12 protein-coding genes are annotated in these 13831 nt (G+C 47.7%); 10 read left to right on the plus strand and 2 right to left on the minus strand.

Going from position 1 to position 13831, the window contains the following annotated elements; all coding sequences use genetic code 11:
* Window positions 1–243: 243 nt before the first annotated feature.
* Window positions 244–1032, plus strand: a complete 789-nt coding sequence (locus tag GKG43_RS21865; RefSeq protein ID WP_050641653.1) for an aspartate/glutamate racemase family protein — start codon at window positions 244–246, stop codon at window positions 1030–1032.
* Window positions 1033–1159: 127 nt separating this feature from the next.
* On the opposite strand, the gene GKG43_RS21870 is transcribed toward GKG43_RS21865, so the two are convergent.
* Window positions 1160–1921, minus strand: coding sequence for a 4Fe-4S binding protein (locus tag GKG43_RS21870; RefSeq protein ID WP_055153887.1), 762 nt, complete (start codon window positions 1919–1921; stop codon window positions 1160–1162).
* Window positions 1922–2232: 311 nt separating this feature from the next.
* Here GKG43_RS21870 and GKG43_RS21875 point away from each other — a divergent pair, with 311 nt between their 5' ends.
* The 6 genes from GKG43_RS21875 (at window position 2233) to GKG43_RS21900 (ending at window position 8747) form a co-directional block, all read left to right on the plus strand.
* Window positions 2233–3267 (plus strand): cell wall hydrolase, encoded by a 1035-nt coding sequence (locus GKG43_RS21875; protein WP_055153885.1) that lies wholly within the window; start codon window positions 2233–2235, stop codon window positions 3265–3267.
* Window positions 3268–3525: 258 nt separating this feature from the next.
* Window positions 3526–4422 carry an AraC family transcriptional regulator gene (locus tag GKG43_RS21880; RefSeq protein WP_055153883.1) on the plus strand — a complete coding sequence of 299 codons (897 nt, stop codon included), beginning with the start codon at window positions 3526–3528 and terminating at the stop codon, window positions 4420–4422.
* A 238-nt stretch (window positions 4423–4660) separates the two neighbouring features.
* Complete coding sequence (locus GKG43_RS21885) at window positions 4661–5050, plus strand: Rrf2 family transcriptional regulator (protein WP_050641649.1); 390 nt, start codon at window positions 4661–4663, stop codon at window positions 5048–5050.
* 119 nt (window positions 5051–5169) lie between these two features.
* Window positions 5170–7053 carry an anaerobic carbon-monoxide dehydrogenase catalytic subunit gene (gene cooS / locus GKG43_RS21890; RefSeq protein ID WP_050641648.1) on the plus strand — a complete coding sequence of 628 codons (1884 nt, stop codon included), beginning with the start codon at window positions 5170–5172 and terminating at the stop codon, window positions 7051–7053.
* A gap of 17 nt (window positions 7054–7070) precedes the next feature.
* Window positions 7071–7517: a 4Fe-4S dicluster domain-containing protein gene (locus GKG43_RS21895; RefSeq protein WP_055153881.1), complete on the plus strand. Its 447-nt coding sequence runs from the start codon at window positions 7071–7073 to the stop codon at window positions 7515–7517.
* Between the two features lie 3 nt (window positions 7518–7520).
* Window positions 7521–8747, plus strand: coding sequence for an FAD-dependent oxidoreductase (locus GKG43_RS21900; RefSeq protein WP_050641646.1), 1227 nt, complete (start codon window positions 7521–7523; stop codon window positions 8745–8747).
* A gap of 54 nt (window positions 8748–8801) precedes the next feature.
* Here the strand turns inward: GKG43_RS21900 and GKG43_RS21905 are convergent, their stop codons facing one another.
* Window positions 8802–10283, minus strand: a complete 1482-nt coding sequence (locus GKG43_RS21905; protein ID WP_055153879.1) for a GntR family transcriptional regulator — start codon at window positions 10281–10283, stop codon at window positions 8802–8804.
* A gap of 169 nt (window positions 10284–10452) precedes the next feature.
* Between GKG43_RS21905 and GKG43_RS23795 the strand changes: the two genes are divergently transcribed.
* The 3 genes from GKG43_RS23795 to GKG43_RS21915 form a co-directional block, all read left to right on the plus strand.
* Entirely contained in the window at window positions 10453–11544 is a 1092-nt protein-coding gene (locus GKG43_RS23795) for a cache domain-containing protein (RefSeq protein ID WP_330377688.1), read from the plus strand.
* Window positions 11544–12740 carry a GGDEF domain-containing phosphodiesterase gene (locus tag GKG43_RS23800; RefSeq protein ID WP_330612229.1) on the plus strand — a complete coding sequence of 399 codons (1197 nt, stop codon included), beginning with the start codon at window positions 11544–11546 and terminating at the stop codon, window positions 12738–12740. The genes GKG43_RS23795 and GKG43_RS23800 overlap by 1 nt, the downstream gene beginning before the upstream one ends.
* A gap of 184 nt (window positions 12741–12924) precedes the next feature.
* Window positions 12925–13831, plus strand: a 907-nt coding sequence (locus GKG43_RS21915) for a LacI family DNA-binding transcriptional regulator (RefSeq protein ID WP_129880034.1), incomplete at its 3' end; no start/stop codon positions are given.

A 13831-nucleotide genomic window follows, 5' to 3' on the forward strand; every position in this document is an offset into this window, starting at 1 on the left:
TCAATATCTACAGTTTTCAAGGTTCAATTGAGCCTTATTTATTTGACTCGTTTTTCCATACATCATTTGACACTATCTTGATGTGCCTGGCGAGAAGGTACTGATGTATCAGCTTGCAACATGCCTCAAATATGGCAGTAAGCCGACGATGTGCCCAAGCGGCGGTTATCTTAGGATGCGGTGCATTGCCAGAGGATAAACTGAAACGATTGGATTCATACTTAAAAGTATAGGAGGGAAAATATGTACTATTTGCCACATGATACAAATATAGAGCTGATACGTGCAAGAAAGCAGCACAGCTGTTACGGGATGGGGCTTGGGATCATGATTCTGGATGAAGTCTATCCGGGGTTCCCGGGAGATGTCAGAAACGCGAGTGCTTTTCCGTATCCTATACAATATGACATTGTTCAGGATATAGATATTTATAAGCTGGTGTGGGAGGAAGATAAAACACAGTGCAGGGAGCCGATATTGGCGGCGGCGAAACGGCTGGAAAAAATGGGGTGCCGCGCAATCGCAGCGGAATGCGGATATTTTGCATATTTCCAGCAGGAGGTTGCCGGCTATGTGGATATCCCGGTATTCATGTCAAGTCTGCTGCAGGTTCCAATGATCCAGCAGACGATCGGCAAGAATAGAAGCGTGGGGATTGTTGCCGCTATGGGCAAATTCCTGACAGAGACACATCTGAAAAATGTGGGCATTGCCCCGGACAGTAATTATTTTATCGCCGGTGCACAGGACGAATATGGCTGCACGGAATTTGATAATCTCTGGAATGCACAGGTGCGCAAGGAGGTTCCGGAGGCGTATTATTCAAAAGCAGAGAAGCAGATGATTGCCATGTGCAGGGACCTGGTGGATAAACATCCGGATATGGGAGCCATTATGCTGGAATGTACGGGGATGCAGCCTTTTGCCAGAGCAATTCAGCGGGAGCTGGATCTGCCGGTATATAGCTGGGGGACATTGCTGGATTATGCTTACTCTGTTGTAAACCATAGAGATTACTATGGGCATGTTTAAGAACACTTAGGGACAAAAGGAAAGGGATATGAAAAGAAGTACATGGTGTTATCTGATGCAGAAGCAGCTATGCTGCATTCGTAAAATGGCTCAGGGGCAAAGCCCCCGGAGCCATTTTATATACTGCTTAAATAAATAATTCGTTTTTCTTCGGTACTTCCAACATTTTTTGCATCTTTTGTACGAGCCCATTTACCATATCCGGGTTTACCTGCCTTGCATTCTCAGGACAGACCTGGATACAGCGCATACATGAGAAACACTTTATCGGATCCGTGGTATACGGAGCTTCTGCTGAGATGGCTTCTGCCGGACAGGCTTTTACACATGTGCCGCAATTATTGCATGCTTCGGTCGTGAAAGGTTTCATCGGCGAACCGTTGAATACTTTATAAGGACGGTTTCCCGGTACCTGAATCTCTTCACCGCCTTTTGGGCCGGCTAATTTTTCGGAAAGCTCTCTTGAAAATTCTTCTAATTCTGCTATGTCCTGTTCATCGGGCCTGCCTGCAGCAAACTGGCGCATAATGGAATGTTCCGCGATTGCAGCAACGGCGCCGACGCATCGAAAACCGCATTCTTTTAAGGTATCGTATAATTCGATGAGCGTATCTTCATAGGCTCTGTTGCCATATACAGCCGCTAATACCGCCCTTGCTTGATGGCCCTCCAGCTTTTTAATCTGTTCAATTGCAAACGCCGGCACTCTTCCCCCAAAAGCAGGAGCTCCAATAATACACACATCCTGTTCCGTAAATGCAGGCAGCAAGCTGCCGTCATCTGCCTTGCATAATTCAATCTCCTTATAGTCCTCGAAGGCGCTGGCTAATGCATTTGTAACCTTTTTGGTTCCCTGTGTGGGGCTGAAATAAATAGAATATGTACTCATAACAGTATCCTTTCCTTTCTAATCTCTCTACATAGTTACAAAGTCTTTTTTAATAGTATTCTAGTTTCACGTTGTGGTATGTTAATTATTATAAACCTTTCCAATAATCAAAACAACATTGTTTTGGAACTTCCATATGCAAAATCCTTTAAAACATCCCGCCCGACATGAAAAAAATTTGCGGCAGCAACCCACAGAAACACTGCATTCGAATCGCCTCGCAGAAGATTGTGGAAAATCTTAAATTGCGAAATAAGACATTATATAGTATAATGTCTGAACAGATACTATTCCAGGAGGGAATTAAGATTATGAATTTGTACTTAAGACGAAGGTTACATAAGGGACTTGCAATTGCATGCGCTCTTGCAGTGGTATGTCCTCTGATCCCTGTCCGGGCGGAAGATTCCGCATCTTTAAGCCAGAAGACCGCTGAGCTGCAGACCGAGCTGGAGGGGATCAACCAGGAGATGCTGTCGATCAGCGATGAGATTCAGTCCATCGAGATGCAGTCAGCCATTATGTCAGGCGAGATCCTCCGTACGGAAGAAGCTCTTTCTAGTGCGAAAGCCAACGAGGAACAGCAGTACGAGGATATGAAAGCGCGCATTAAGTATTTATATGAGACAGGCAATGCGTCCTTGTTGGAATTGCTTTTCTCAGCAGAGAGCATGACCGACTTCCTGAACAAAGCGGAATTTATCCAGAATATCAGTGATTATGACAGAGAGATGCTGGAATCCTTAAGCGCAGTCAGGGAAGACATTGCCACAAAGCAGGAGACACTGCAGAACCAGCAGAAGGCGTTGGGCGATCTCCAGGGCAGGCTGACGGCGCAGCAGGATGAGCTGAGGATGAAAGCGGAAGCTACGTCAACGGATCTGGAGGCATATACAGTAAGGCTTCAGCAGGTGCGCGCCCAGGAGACGGCGGCACTGGGGTACCCGAGCGGTACGGACGGATCAACCGTGCGTGCGGAGGCGCTTCAGGTATCCGAGGATGAGGAAAGGCTGCTGGCGGCGATTATAGAGTGTGAAGCGTATCAGGATTACAATTCATTGCTGGCGGTTGCCACGGTGATTCTGAACCGGGTGAATGATCCCCGCTTCCCCAATAGCATTACAGAAGTAGTTTATGCATCCAATCAGTTTGAACCGGTAACTAAGGGGAGCCTGGATGCGGCCCTGTCCAGGGGGCCGAGGGCGCTTTCCTGTCAGGTGGCAAAAGAAGCGCTGAGCGGAGTCAGGCTGGCAGCGGTGGCGGATTGTTATTATTTCCTCTATGCCGGATCAACGGACAGGCCCGGGGTGAATATCGGCAATAACTTATTCTTCCGGAGCTGGTAAATACAACTGAATATAGAAAAGAGATGCCTCAGAGCCATCAAGAAGGCTTTGAGGTATTTTTATGCTCAAAAGATTTAGCGGGCATATGTGGAGGCAGCAGATATTATTTTGAGTAAGGCGTTTTAATGGACAGCTGCCGGTTATAATATTTATAGAAAGAACTGAATAGGGCTTTTTAAGTAAAAATCATGTCCGGATTTATCAAGACAGATTCCTTATAGACACAGTATGATAATGAAGTAAAGGATACAGCATAGTATGGATGAAATTGAGGCAGTAAGAAGCATGCAGGATTATATAAAGGAACATTTTCAGGAGGACGGCTTTACCGTGGAAAAGGTATGCAGGGCAGCCGGATATTCCAGGCGCCATGCCGACCGTATTTTCAAGCATCAGACAGGCAGGACGCTGCAGGAATATGTGAATGCGGTATGTCTGACCGAGAGCGCCAACGAACTGGCAGGCACAGGTAACAGTGTGCTTCAGGTTGCGCTGAACAGCCATTTCTCCTCACATGAAGGCTTTACCCGCTCTTTCAGCAGGCGTTTTCACGTAACTCCCTCTGAATACAGGGAAAGATTGATCCCGATTCCTCTGTTTGTCCAATACCCGGTTAATCATTACTATGCATTACTGAAATATATGGAGGAAACAATTATGAGTAAAGATCTGAGTCTGTGCATGATAACTGCGAAAGAAAGGCCCCAAAGGAAATTGATCTGGCTTCCCTCCCGAAGCGCAGAAGACTATTTTTCTTACTGCGAAGAAATGGGATGTGAGTGGGAAGGGCTGTTAAACAGCATCGGAGAGAAATTCGATACAGCCGCCCTGATGGAACTGCCCGGTTTTTTGGTAGAGGAAGGCTTTTCGAAAATGGCGGCTGGAATAGAAGTTCCCCTGGACTTTAACAAACCGCTGCCTGCGGAGTATAAAACCGCAGTGCTGGAGCCATGTGTTATGCTGTATTTCCAGACGGAGCCATATGAGGATGAGGAAGACTTCTGCGCGGCAATCGAGAGTGCATATGCGGCGGTGGAAAGATATCATCCTGAAGTATACGGCTACAGGATGGCTTATGATAAAGCGCCCAGCTTTAATTTTGGAGCTGATACAGATATGGGGGCAAAACTTTCCGTTCCCGCAGTAAAAATCTGAGGATGCTGCTGCGGATATCAGGAGTAAAGAGGAAAGCCGGCATTGCAACCCTCCGGGGGATGCACACGGCGCGATAAGGTAAATAGCCGCAAGGCGGCATTGCGGCGGCGCCAAAGTGTGCAAGCCCCTCATGAGTGAGGGGGAGTTGAAGTGGGCCTGGCCGCTTTTTTCTTTAATTTTAAACTTGACTTTTTTACTCCAGTATGTTAGTCTATCACTATAGAAAAGAGGTGTTGCAATGCTTATCACAAAGGAAGCTGATTATGCGATTCGTATTATGCGTTCTCTGAAGGATAAGGAGAAGCATACAGTGAAGGATATATGCCAGGCGGAGGAAGTGCCGGAGTCATTTGCATACAAGATTATCGGCAAGCTGCAGAGGGCCGGATATATTATCGTGGAACGGGGCGTGGCCGGAGGGTGTCGGCTGGCAGTGGAATTGAAAGCCCTTACGCTCTATGATGTAGTGACAGCAGTGGATGAGGAACCTATGATTACGCCGTGTATGAGCCAGTCATGCAGCAGGAATACAGGCGGAGATGCCTGCAGAGTACATGCGGAACTGAGAAAAGTGCAGAAAGTACTTGTTGATGCGCTCAAATCAACCACATTGTATGATTTATTCTGATATATCAGGTAACTAGAATCTTTAGATATACTCTGAAAAATATTCCTTTCAGAAGGAAAGGGATTTTTTTATAAAACAAAACTAGACTAAAATAGTCATGTATTAAGGAGGAAAAGATTATGAATCAATGTTATGGATGCAATACCTGCAAAAGTGCTGACAAGCCGCTGGAGGACTTTATTGCAAAACTGCCCGTGGAGACATCCCATCACAGAGTGGATGCACAGAGCACAAAGTGTGGCTTCGGACTGCAGGGTGTGTGCTGCCGCCTGTGTGCGAACGGCCCCTGCCGTATTACACCAAAAGCGCCGCGCGGAATCTGCGGAGCGAACGCAGATACGATCGTAACGAGAAATCTTTTAAGGGCCGTAGCTTCCGGTTCCGGCTGCTACATCCATGTGGTGGAGAATACAGCTCTGAACGTGAAGAATGTGGCAAAGAGCAAAGGCGAGATCAAAGGTGTTGAGACACTGGACCGTCTGGCTACCCTTTTCGGCATTGAGGAGACAGACGTACATAAAAAGGCAGAAGCAGTCGCAGACGCGGTTCTGAGAGATCTATACCTGCCGGAGTATGAAAAGATGCAGCTTACAGAGAAGATGGCATATAAACCACGCTTTGAGAAATGGAAAGAGCTGGGAATTCTTCCCGGAGGCGCGAAGTCTGAAGTGTTCCACGGAGTCGTAAAATGTTCAACCAATCTGAATTCCGACCCTGTCAATATGCTCCTTGACTGTCTCAAGCTGGGGATATCCACAGGAATGTACGGGCTTGTGCTTACGAATTTACTCAACGATATTGTGCTCGGAGAACCGGAAATCCGTTTTGCACCTGTGGGGCTTAGAGTCATTGACCCGGATTATATCAATATCATGATTACCGGACATCAGCACTCCATGTTTACCTTCCTGCAGAACAGGCTGACCGATGAGGACGTGATTGCAAAAGCAAAAAAAGCCGGCGCAAAAGGATTCAAGCTGGTTGGATGTACCTGCGTGGGGCAGGATCTGCAGCTGAGGGGCGCACACTACACGGAGATCTTTGACGGCCATGCCGGCAATAACTTCACAAGTGAAGCTATTCTGGCAACCGGAGGAATTGATGCCGTTATCTCAGAGTTTAACTGTACTCTGCCGGGAATCGAGCCGATCTGTGATGAACTGCAGATTAAGCAGATCTGCATTGATAATATAGCGAAAAAAGCCAATGCGGAATTAAAAGAATTTGATTTTGAAAACCGTCCGGCTGTTACGGAAGAGATTATTGACGAAGTAATCGAGGCTTACAGTGCACGCAGAGGCAATGTGCCTATGAATCTGATGGAAGAACACGGTTACGAGAATACACTGACCGGAGTCAGCGAAGTTTCCCTGAAAAAATTCCTCGGCGGAAGCTGGAAACCATTGATCGATCTGATCGTATCAGGCGATATCAAGGGAGTTGCAGGAGTAGTCGGATGTTCAAACCTGACTGCAGGAGGCCATGACATACTTACAGTCGACCTGGTAAAAGAACTGATTTCAAGAGATATCATCGTACTGACTGCAGGATGTTCTTCAGGCGGTATCGAAAACTGCGGGCTGATGACACCGGAAGCAGCCAAATATGCAGGCCCGAAACTGCGTGCAGTCTGTGAATCACTGGGAATTCCGCCGGTGCTGAACTTTGGACCGTGTCTGGCAATCGGACGTCTGGAAATCGTGGCAACCGAGCTGGCAGAGGCACTGGGAGTCGACCTGCCTCAGCTTCCGCTTGTGCTTTCTGCGGCACAGTGGCTGGAAGAACAGGCGCTGGCAGACGGATGCTACGGCCTGGCTTTAGGACTTCCGCTTCATCTGGGACTGCCGCCGTTTGTAACCGGAAGCCCGGTAGCGGTTCAGGTACTGACAGAAGATATGAAGACTCTGACCGGAGGACAGGTCATCATCAACGGAGATGCAAAAGAATCCGCAGACATTTTAGAGAAGATTGTACTGGAAAAACGCCAGGGACTGAATATTTAAGAGAGGAGCCTTATTTTATGAAGCGTATCATGATTGAGTATGAAAAATGCGATGGATGTAAGAACTGCTCCGTAGCCTGCATGCAGGCTCACAGAGAAGGCGAGGGTACGGTCTATGACTTGAATCTGACAGACCCGGAAAATGAGTCCAGAAACTTTATATTGAAGGATTCCAAAGGAAGATATAAACCGCTGTTCTGCCGTCACTGTGACAACCCGGAGTGCGTCAAATCCTGTATGAGTGGTGCGCTCAGAAAAGATCCCGAAAGCGGTCATGTGTTCTATGACGAGGACCGTTGCGGTTCCTGTTTCATGTGCGTGATGAACTGTCCTTTTGGAGTACTGAAGCCTGACAGTGTTACGAACAGCAAAGTCATCAAGTGCGATTTCTGTGTAAATGCAGGGGGCGAGCCATCCTGTGTGGCGGCCTGTCCAACGAAGGCGATTTATGTGGAGGAGGTATAGCGGATGAAGTATGTAATAATCGGCGCCGGAGTTGCAGGCGTAGAAGCTGCAAAGGTCATAAGAGCGCAGGAAGAATCAGCGGAGATTGTCATGATTTCTGCAGACACACAGATTCATTCCCGCTGTATGCTGCATAAATATATTGCCGGGGAAAGAGACGAGAAGGGTCTGGATTTTACAGAGGAAGACTTCTTTGCCAAATACAACGTCCGTTGGATGAGCGGCGTGAGGCTGTCCAAAGTCTGTCCGAACCAAAAGGAAGCCGTTCTGGATAACGGAGAAACCGTCCGTTACGACAAACTTTTGCTTGCAACCGGGGCGAACAGCCTGATTCCTCCTGTCGGGGAACTCAGAAAAGCGTCCAATGTATTCGGGCTCAGAGATCTGCCGGATGCGCGGGCGATTGTGAGGGAAGCGGCGCAGGCGCAGGAAATCCTGATTATCGGTTCCGGCCTGGTAGGCCTGGATGCAGCATATGGACTTCTGGAACTGGGAAAGAAAGTGACCATCGTAGAGATGGCGCCTCAGATCCTGCCGGTTCAGCTGGATGAACACGGGGCGGCTGCTTATCAGGAATTATTTGAAAAGGCAGGGGTACGTTTTCTCCTTGGAAGAAAGGCGGACCAGGCTGTATGTGAAGCCGATGGCAGGATTCATAAGGTGACACTCGATAACGGGGAAGAAGTGGCCTGCGACATGATTATTGCTGCGGCGGGTGTGCGCCCATGTACAGCATATCTGGAAGGCAGCGGCATTGCCTGTGAACGGGGGATCGTGGTAGACAGCTATCTGCAGACCACTGCGGCGGATGTCTATGCGGCAGGAGACATGACGGGTCTCTCAGGAATCTGGCCAAATGCGGCGGACCAGGGGCGTATAGCCGGAAAAAATATGTGCGGCATTGAAACAGAATATACGGATACATATGCGGCTAAAAATACAATCAATTTCTTTGGGCTTGTCACGCTCTGCATCGGGAAAATCCGTGCAGAAGAGGGAGACGAAGTTCAGGTCAGAGAAGACCGCGGGCATTATAACAGAGTGATTCTGCGGGATGGCAAAATAGAGGGGATTCTCCTTCAGGGGGACATCTCCAACGCGGGAATCTGGCAGTATCTGATCAAGAATAAGGCGGATATAAGCGGAATAGAAAAAGATGTATTCCATATTAACTATGGGGATTTCTATCAGGTTGGAGAACGCGGAAAGTACCTCTGGGCAGGTATATAGAAGATAAGGCTGATGGACGGGAGGAACCGTCCATCAGCCTTGATTTTGTATCTTTCATTTATATATGGTGCACTGCAAAAACCGTTTTTTGGGTGTTACAATCTCTGCGGCCTCCGGCAGTCCGCACGTGACCATGAATTCCCGGACCACATTCAGGACATGGCAGTAACATTGGGCAAGATGCATAGAGAAGGCCTCGCAGTCCTGGGCCTCCAGGCCTTCAAATGCTTTTAATCCCATCTGGTTTAACGGATTGGATAATTGATTTCCCTCAGGATAAAAGGAAAAATAATAGCCCCAGTGGAGGATGCTGCGGACTTCCTGCAGAATAATTCTGTGGGGACGAAGAGGCAGCAGGCTTATCACCTCGTCCATGATAATGTCCAGGGGAATCGCCCCTGGCTCACGGAACCTGCTGCGCATACGGTCCTGTACAGAGGGCGTAATGTTGGGAAATGCCAGGGCTGCGGCGGATGGCGCGGCGAGGGCCATGAACTGCAGGCCGCTTAAGTAGAGCAGGGTATCTCGTTTGTACATTTTTGTTTTCATACAGGCATAAGTCGCCTCATCCGTAGCAAGTATGACACGGGTGCCTTTGGGGGTGAATGTCTGTCCGAAACCAAGCTGGTTCAGGGTGGCAATGGCTTTGCGGATTGTGGAGCGGGAAGCGCCGTACTGGTCTGCAAGCACTTTTTTGGAGGGCAGATAATCCCCGTCTTTGTATGTCCCCAGGCCGATTTTGTCAATCAGATCCCGGACAATCTGCATATAATAGTGGTCCCTGCCAAGCTCGGCACGCCATGTGTAGATATCCTCACTGTGGTCCGAAACCATCGGATATTCTCTGGCAAGCTGGTCAAGGTACTGGCTGATGATCTCTGCCGACAGCCGGTAGGAATGGGTAAAATGACGGCATATTTCTTCGTGATTTCTGGTTTTTAAAGTTTCTATGTCCCAGAATTTGCGTCTGCAGGCCTCATATGCAGGGGTGGTTGGGAATTCTGCCCTGTGCTCCCAGAAGAAGGGAACCTGTGCATAGATTTCGAGACTGGTGTACAGATCTCTGAATAGCAGGTGGTGCGAAGCTGCCAGCAGACCATGGAGAAAGTCCGAATGGCTCTGCCACAATTCCCGCTTCTCACGACGCTCATGGATAAGCGGCCAGAAGCACTGCTCCAGTTTCCGGGGGCTGCACAGGCTGGCTGAAAATGAAAGAAGCAGCGGCATCAGTATGGACATGGTTTGATAAACCGTGAGAATAGAGCTGCGCTGTCCCAGGATAGCATAGATGGGATTGTCTGTGGCGGCCTGCGGATGACGGTATATCACAATAGACGGGCGCCTTTGCTCTGTATGGATCAGCCCCTCCTTCTTCAGGGCCTTGACCACATCTTTTGCGGTTCTTACGCCGACATTGTATATATCGCAGAGCTGCGTTATGGAAGGAATATGAGCGCCGTAAGTCAGGATACCTGTCAGTATCTGCTCCCTTAGGTTCTGATATAAGTAATCATATAACGTCTTTTTCTGCTCCATAGCCGGGACTCCTTTTTAATTTTTGCAACAGTATATCATAAATCATATTATTTCTTAAAGCCACTATCTGTATACGTACACAAATATTGGTTTGCACGGTAAAAATGCTTCATAGTAAAATGAATAACAAAGGTACAAATATTTATTTTTGTAAACAGGAGCATTTGCCATGAAGAAAAAAGTGAAAGCTGTTCCGAATTATCGGCGGCCGTTGATGTTAAGAGGAGTCCAGATCGTTTTTATCTCTGCTGTTGTTATCATTACATTACTTATTTCCATATGGAATGCAGCAGATCTGAGGAGCGTATTGGACCGCAGTACGAAGCAGTATCTATACGATGTAACCATACAGACAACAAGAGAAATTAGCGATACCATGAATCATAGAATGGAGGATCTGAAAGCAGTCGCAGATTCCGCAGCCAGGCTGCAGGAGGATGCCGGGATTGCAAAATTGCCGGAACTTTTAAAGAGAAAGGCGGACATACTCGAATTTTCTTCTCTTTTTGTCATTGGCAATGAGGGAAAACTGGTCTCATCCAGCCAGAGCCGCAGTCTCAATGAGCAGGAAGAGAAACGGCTCAGCCGCCTTCCTGTCGTAAAGGAAGCATTTGAAGGCAAGGCAGGGGCAAGTTACCTTGGCGGACAGGAGATCATCTATACGGTGCCGGTTACCATCAATCAAGAGATACAGGAAGTGGCAGTAGGCATCAGGAATAAGGAAAAGATGCAGGAAATGATTGCCTCCAAAAGCTTTAGCGGAAACAGTCTTAGCTGCATTATCGACAGCAGCGGGGAGGTGATTCTCTCCCCAACTGATGTAGAGACCTTTATGCAGCTGGATGATATCTTCAAAAACGACAGGGACTCCGAGGTTGTCGATGATATTTACGAGATGAAGGCCGATTTAAAGAGCGGTAAAAACGGGATGCTGGAATTTACGTCCATCAAGCAAGAGGAGCTGTATCTGTCATACAATTCTCTGAATATAAACGACTGGTTTCTTCTCACGCTGATACCGGCAGACATCATATCAGAGGGGCTGGACCGGTATGTATTCCGTTCATTTCTGATCCTGGGGTTTGTCGCCGCCGCCTGTTTCGTGCTTTTGCTGAATGTTTACCGTCTGTTTCATGAGAGCAGAAGGAAGCTGGAGCGTTTTGCATTTATGGATGAAGTGACCGGCGGCATGAATCAGGCGGCTCTTCGCTTGAAATTTACCGAAATAGGGCCGGACATAGGTTGTCTGATTACTACTTAGTGCAGCTGAACGTGAAGGGATTTAAATTGATTAACGAGCGTTATGGCAGTGAAGAGGCGGACGAGATACTCCGTTATATATATCGGGTTCTGGACAGGAACATTGACAGGCATAAGAATGAGTTTGCCGCCAGAAGCGGATCCGATCACTTTACGCTCTGCCTGAAAGAAAGCCGTCGTGAAGATGTACAAATGCGGCTTGATAAAATACTCGAAGATATTCATTCCTTTAAAGACACAGATGTACCGCACTGCGAGCTGATCTTTCAGCAGGGTGCCTGTATGTTAGACGATCCGTTCATGGATATTACGATTCTGCAGGACCGTGCCCGCCTGGCATATCAATATGCAGAGCAGGGATCGGAGAATGTCTGTGCGTTTTACAGCGGCGCTATTGTAAAACAGGTGAAGAGAGAGCAGGAGCTGAACGCTTTGTTTCAAGAGTCCTTGATCAATCATGATTTTCAGGTGTATCTTCAACCCAAAGCAGGGCTTGAAAGCGGACGGATTGAGGGCGCAGAGGCTCTGGTGCGCTGGAACCATCCAAAGAAGGGGATGATTTTTCCATCGGACTTCATCCCGCTGTTTGAAAAAAATGGCAGGATCTGCCAGCTGGATCTGTATATGTTTGAAGAAGTCTGTAAATTGCTGAAGCAATGGACCGCAGAGGGGAAGAATCCGGTGCCGGTTTCGGTGAATCTTTCCAGGCTCCATTTTCAGGGCAGCCAATGTTTGGAGCCTTTTATTGAAACTGCAGATAAATATGGCATTGCACATGAGATGATCGAATTCGAACTCACGGAATCTATTTTCTTTGACGACGGACAGATCAGCAGGGTTATAAATGTGATACGCCAGATGCATGAGCACGGCTTCAGCTGCTCCCTGGATGATTTCGGTTCCGGATTCTCTTCACTTGGGCTGTTGAAAGAATTTGATGTGGACGTGATCAAGCTGGACCGCCTGTTCTTCCTGGATATGTCCAGTGACAAGGCAAAGGCTGTAATTGCCTGCCTGCTTGAACTAGCCAAAAGGCTGCATGTGAAAACGGTGGCGGAGGGGATTGAAGATACTGCACAGCTGGAATATCTGCGCTCACTTCACTGCGATATGGTGCAGGGATACGTGATTTCCAGGCCTTTGCCAGCGGAAGAATTTGGGAAATGGTTTCAGCGATATGAAAATAAAACTTTGTGAAATACTGATAAAAATAGCTAACAATAATTAGTGAAAACTAATAAAATAAAGCATGTTGACCAAAAGCAATTGACAAATAGAAAATGGTGTGAGTATAATACAGTTACAACTTGAGAACGTTCTCAAGTTTTTAAATTCACAGAAATGAGATCGTTCTCAAAAATGTGAGAGCGGAGGTGGAAGGATGGAACAGAATATTACGATTACAGATGTGGCGAAGCTGGCAGGCGTGTCCAGAGCAACGGCGGGGCGTGTGGTCGGCGGTTACGGCAACGTATCGGAAAAGAGCAGGGAAAAAGTCATGCAGGCTGTGGAAGCTTTAAACTACAGGCCCAATCTGGTAGCGCAGGGACTAAGGGGCCAGAGCACAAAGACAATTGCCGTAATACTGGGCAGCATTAAAAATAATTACTGCAATAAACTGATCTATGCAGTTGAAAAAGAAGCACAAAAGCAGGGGTACAATGTCATTGTCTGCAACACCCATGAGAATGTGGCGCAGGAAATCGGGCATCTCCAGAACATGTATGGCAGACAGGTGGACGGCGTGATCCTGATGTCTACGGTAAAAAGGGAAGAGGAGATCCGGGAACAATACAGAGAACTGTATCAGGGCAGCGTACCGGTTGTGTTTGTGGACAGAAGAATCCGCGGACTGGATTCCAGGGTAATTCAGAGCAATAACGCGGAGGCATCCTGTCAGGCGGCCAGGTATCTTCTGGAATTGGGACACAGAAAGATCGGGGTGCTCGCAACTGACGATTATTCTACTGTAAATGAAAGAATCAAAGGCTATAAAAAAGCACTGGAAGAGTACGGCGCCGAATACCGGGAAGACCTGGTGATGTTTGCCGCACATAATGATAAGGAAAAGATCCGGGAGAAGACGGCGGAGCTGCTGGACGTGGAAGGCCCCACAGCTCTTTATGTGCTGAATAACAGCCTGTGCATCGGTGTGCTCATGGAACTGAAGAAAAGAAAGATGCACATTCCCCAGGATATTTCGCTTCTCGTATGGGAAACTAATTTATCAATCGCAAGACTGGTAAAAAGCAAATTAAATAGCGTATTTAAGCGGTTTCTGCCTATTT

This window comes from Eubacterium sp. BIOML-A2 (assembly GCF_009680135.1).
Lineage (GTDB): Bacteria > Bacillota > Clostridia > Lachnospirales > Lachnospiraceae > Faecalicatena > Faecalicatena contortus_B.

Excerpts from the sequence above, each read along its gene's own strand:
- GKG43_RS21880 (WP_055153883.1), top strand. The coding sequence starts at position 3,526 with ATGGATGAAATTGAGGCAGTAAGAAGCATGCAGGATTATATAAAGGAA.
- GKG43_RS21875 (WP_055153885.1), top strand. The coding sequence starts at position 2,233 with ATGAATTTGTACTTAAGACGAAGGTTACATAAGGGACTTGCAATTGCA.
- GKG43_RS21900 (WP_050641646.1), top strand. The coding sequence starts at position 7,521 with ATGAAGTATGTAATAATCGGCGCCGGAGTTGCAGGCGTAGAAGCTGCA.
- GKG43_RS21905 (WP_055153879.1), bottom strand. The coding sequence starts at position 10,283 with ATGGAGCAGAAAAAGACGTTATATGATTACTTATATCAGAACCTAAGG.
- GKG43_RS21870 (WP_055153887.1), bottom strand. The coding sequence starts at position 1,921 with ATGAGTACATATTCTATTTATTTCAGCCCCACACAGGGAACCAAAAAG.
- cooS (WP_050641648.1), top strand. The coding sequence starts at position 5,170 with ATGAATCAATGTTATGGATGCAATACCTGCAAAAGTGCTGACAAGCCG.
- GKG43_RS21895 (WP_055153881.1), top strand. The coding sequence starts at position 7,071 with ATGAAGCGTATCATGATTGAGTATGAAAAATGCGATGGATGTAAGAAC.
- GKG43_RS21865 (WP_050641653.1), top strand. The coding sequence starts at position 244 with ATGTACTATTTGCCACATGATACAAATATAGAGCTGATACGTGCAAGA.
- GKG43_RS23795 (WP_330377688.1), top strand. The coding sequence starts at position 10,453 with ATGAAGAAAAAAGTGAAAGCTGTTCCGAATTATCGGCGGCCGTTGATG.
- GKG43_RS21885 (WP_050641649.1), top strand. The coding sequence starts at position 4,661 with ATGCTTATCACAAAGGAAGCTGATTATGCGATTCGTATTATGCGTTCT.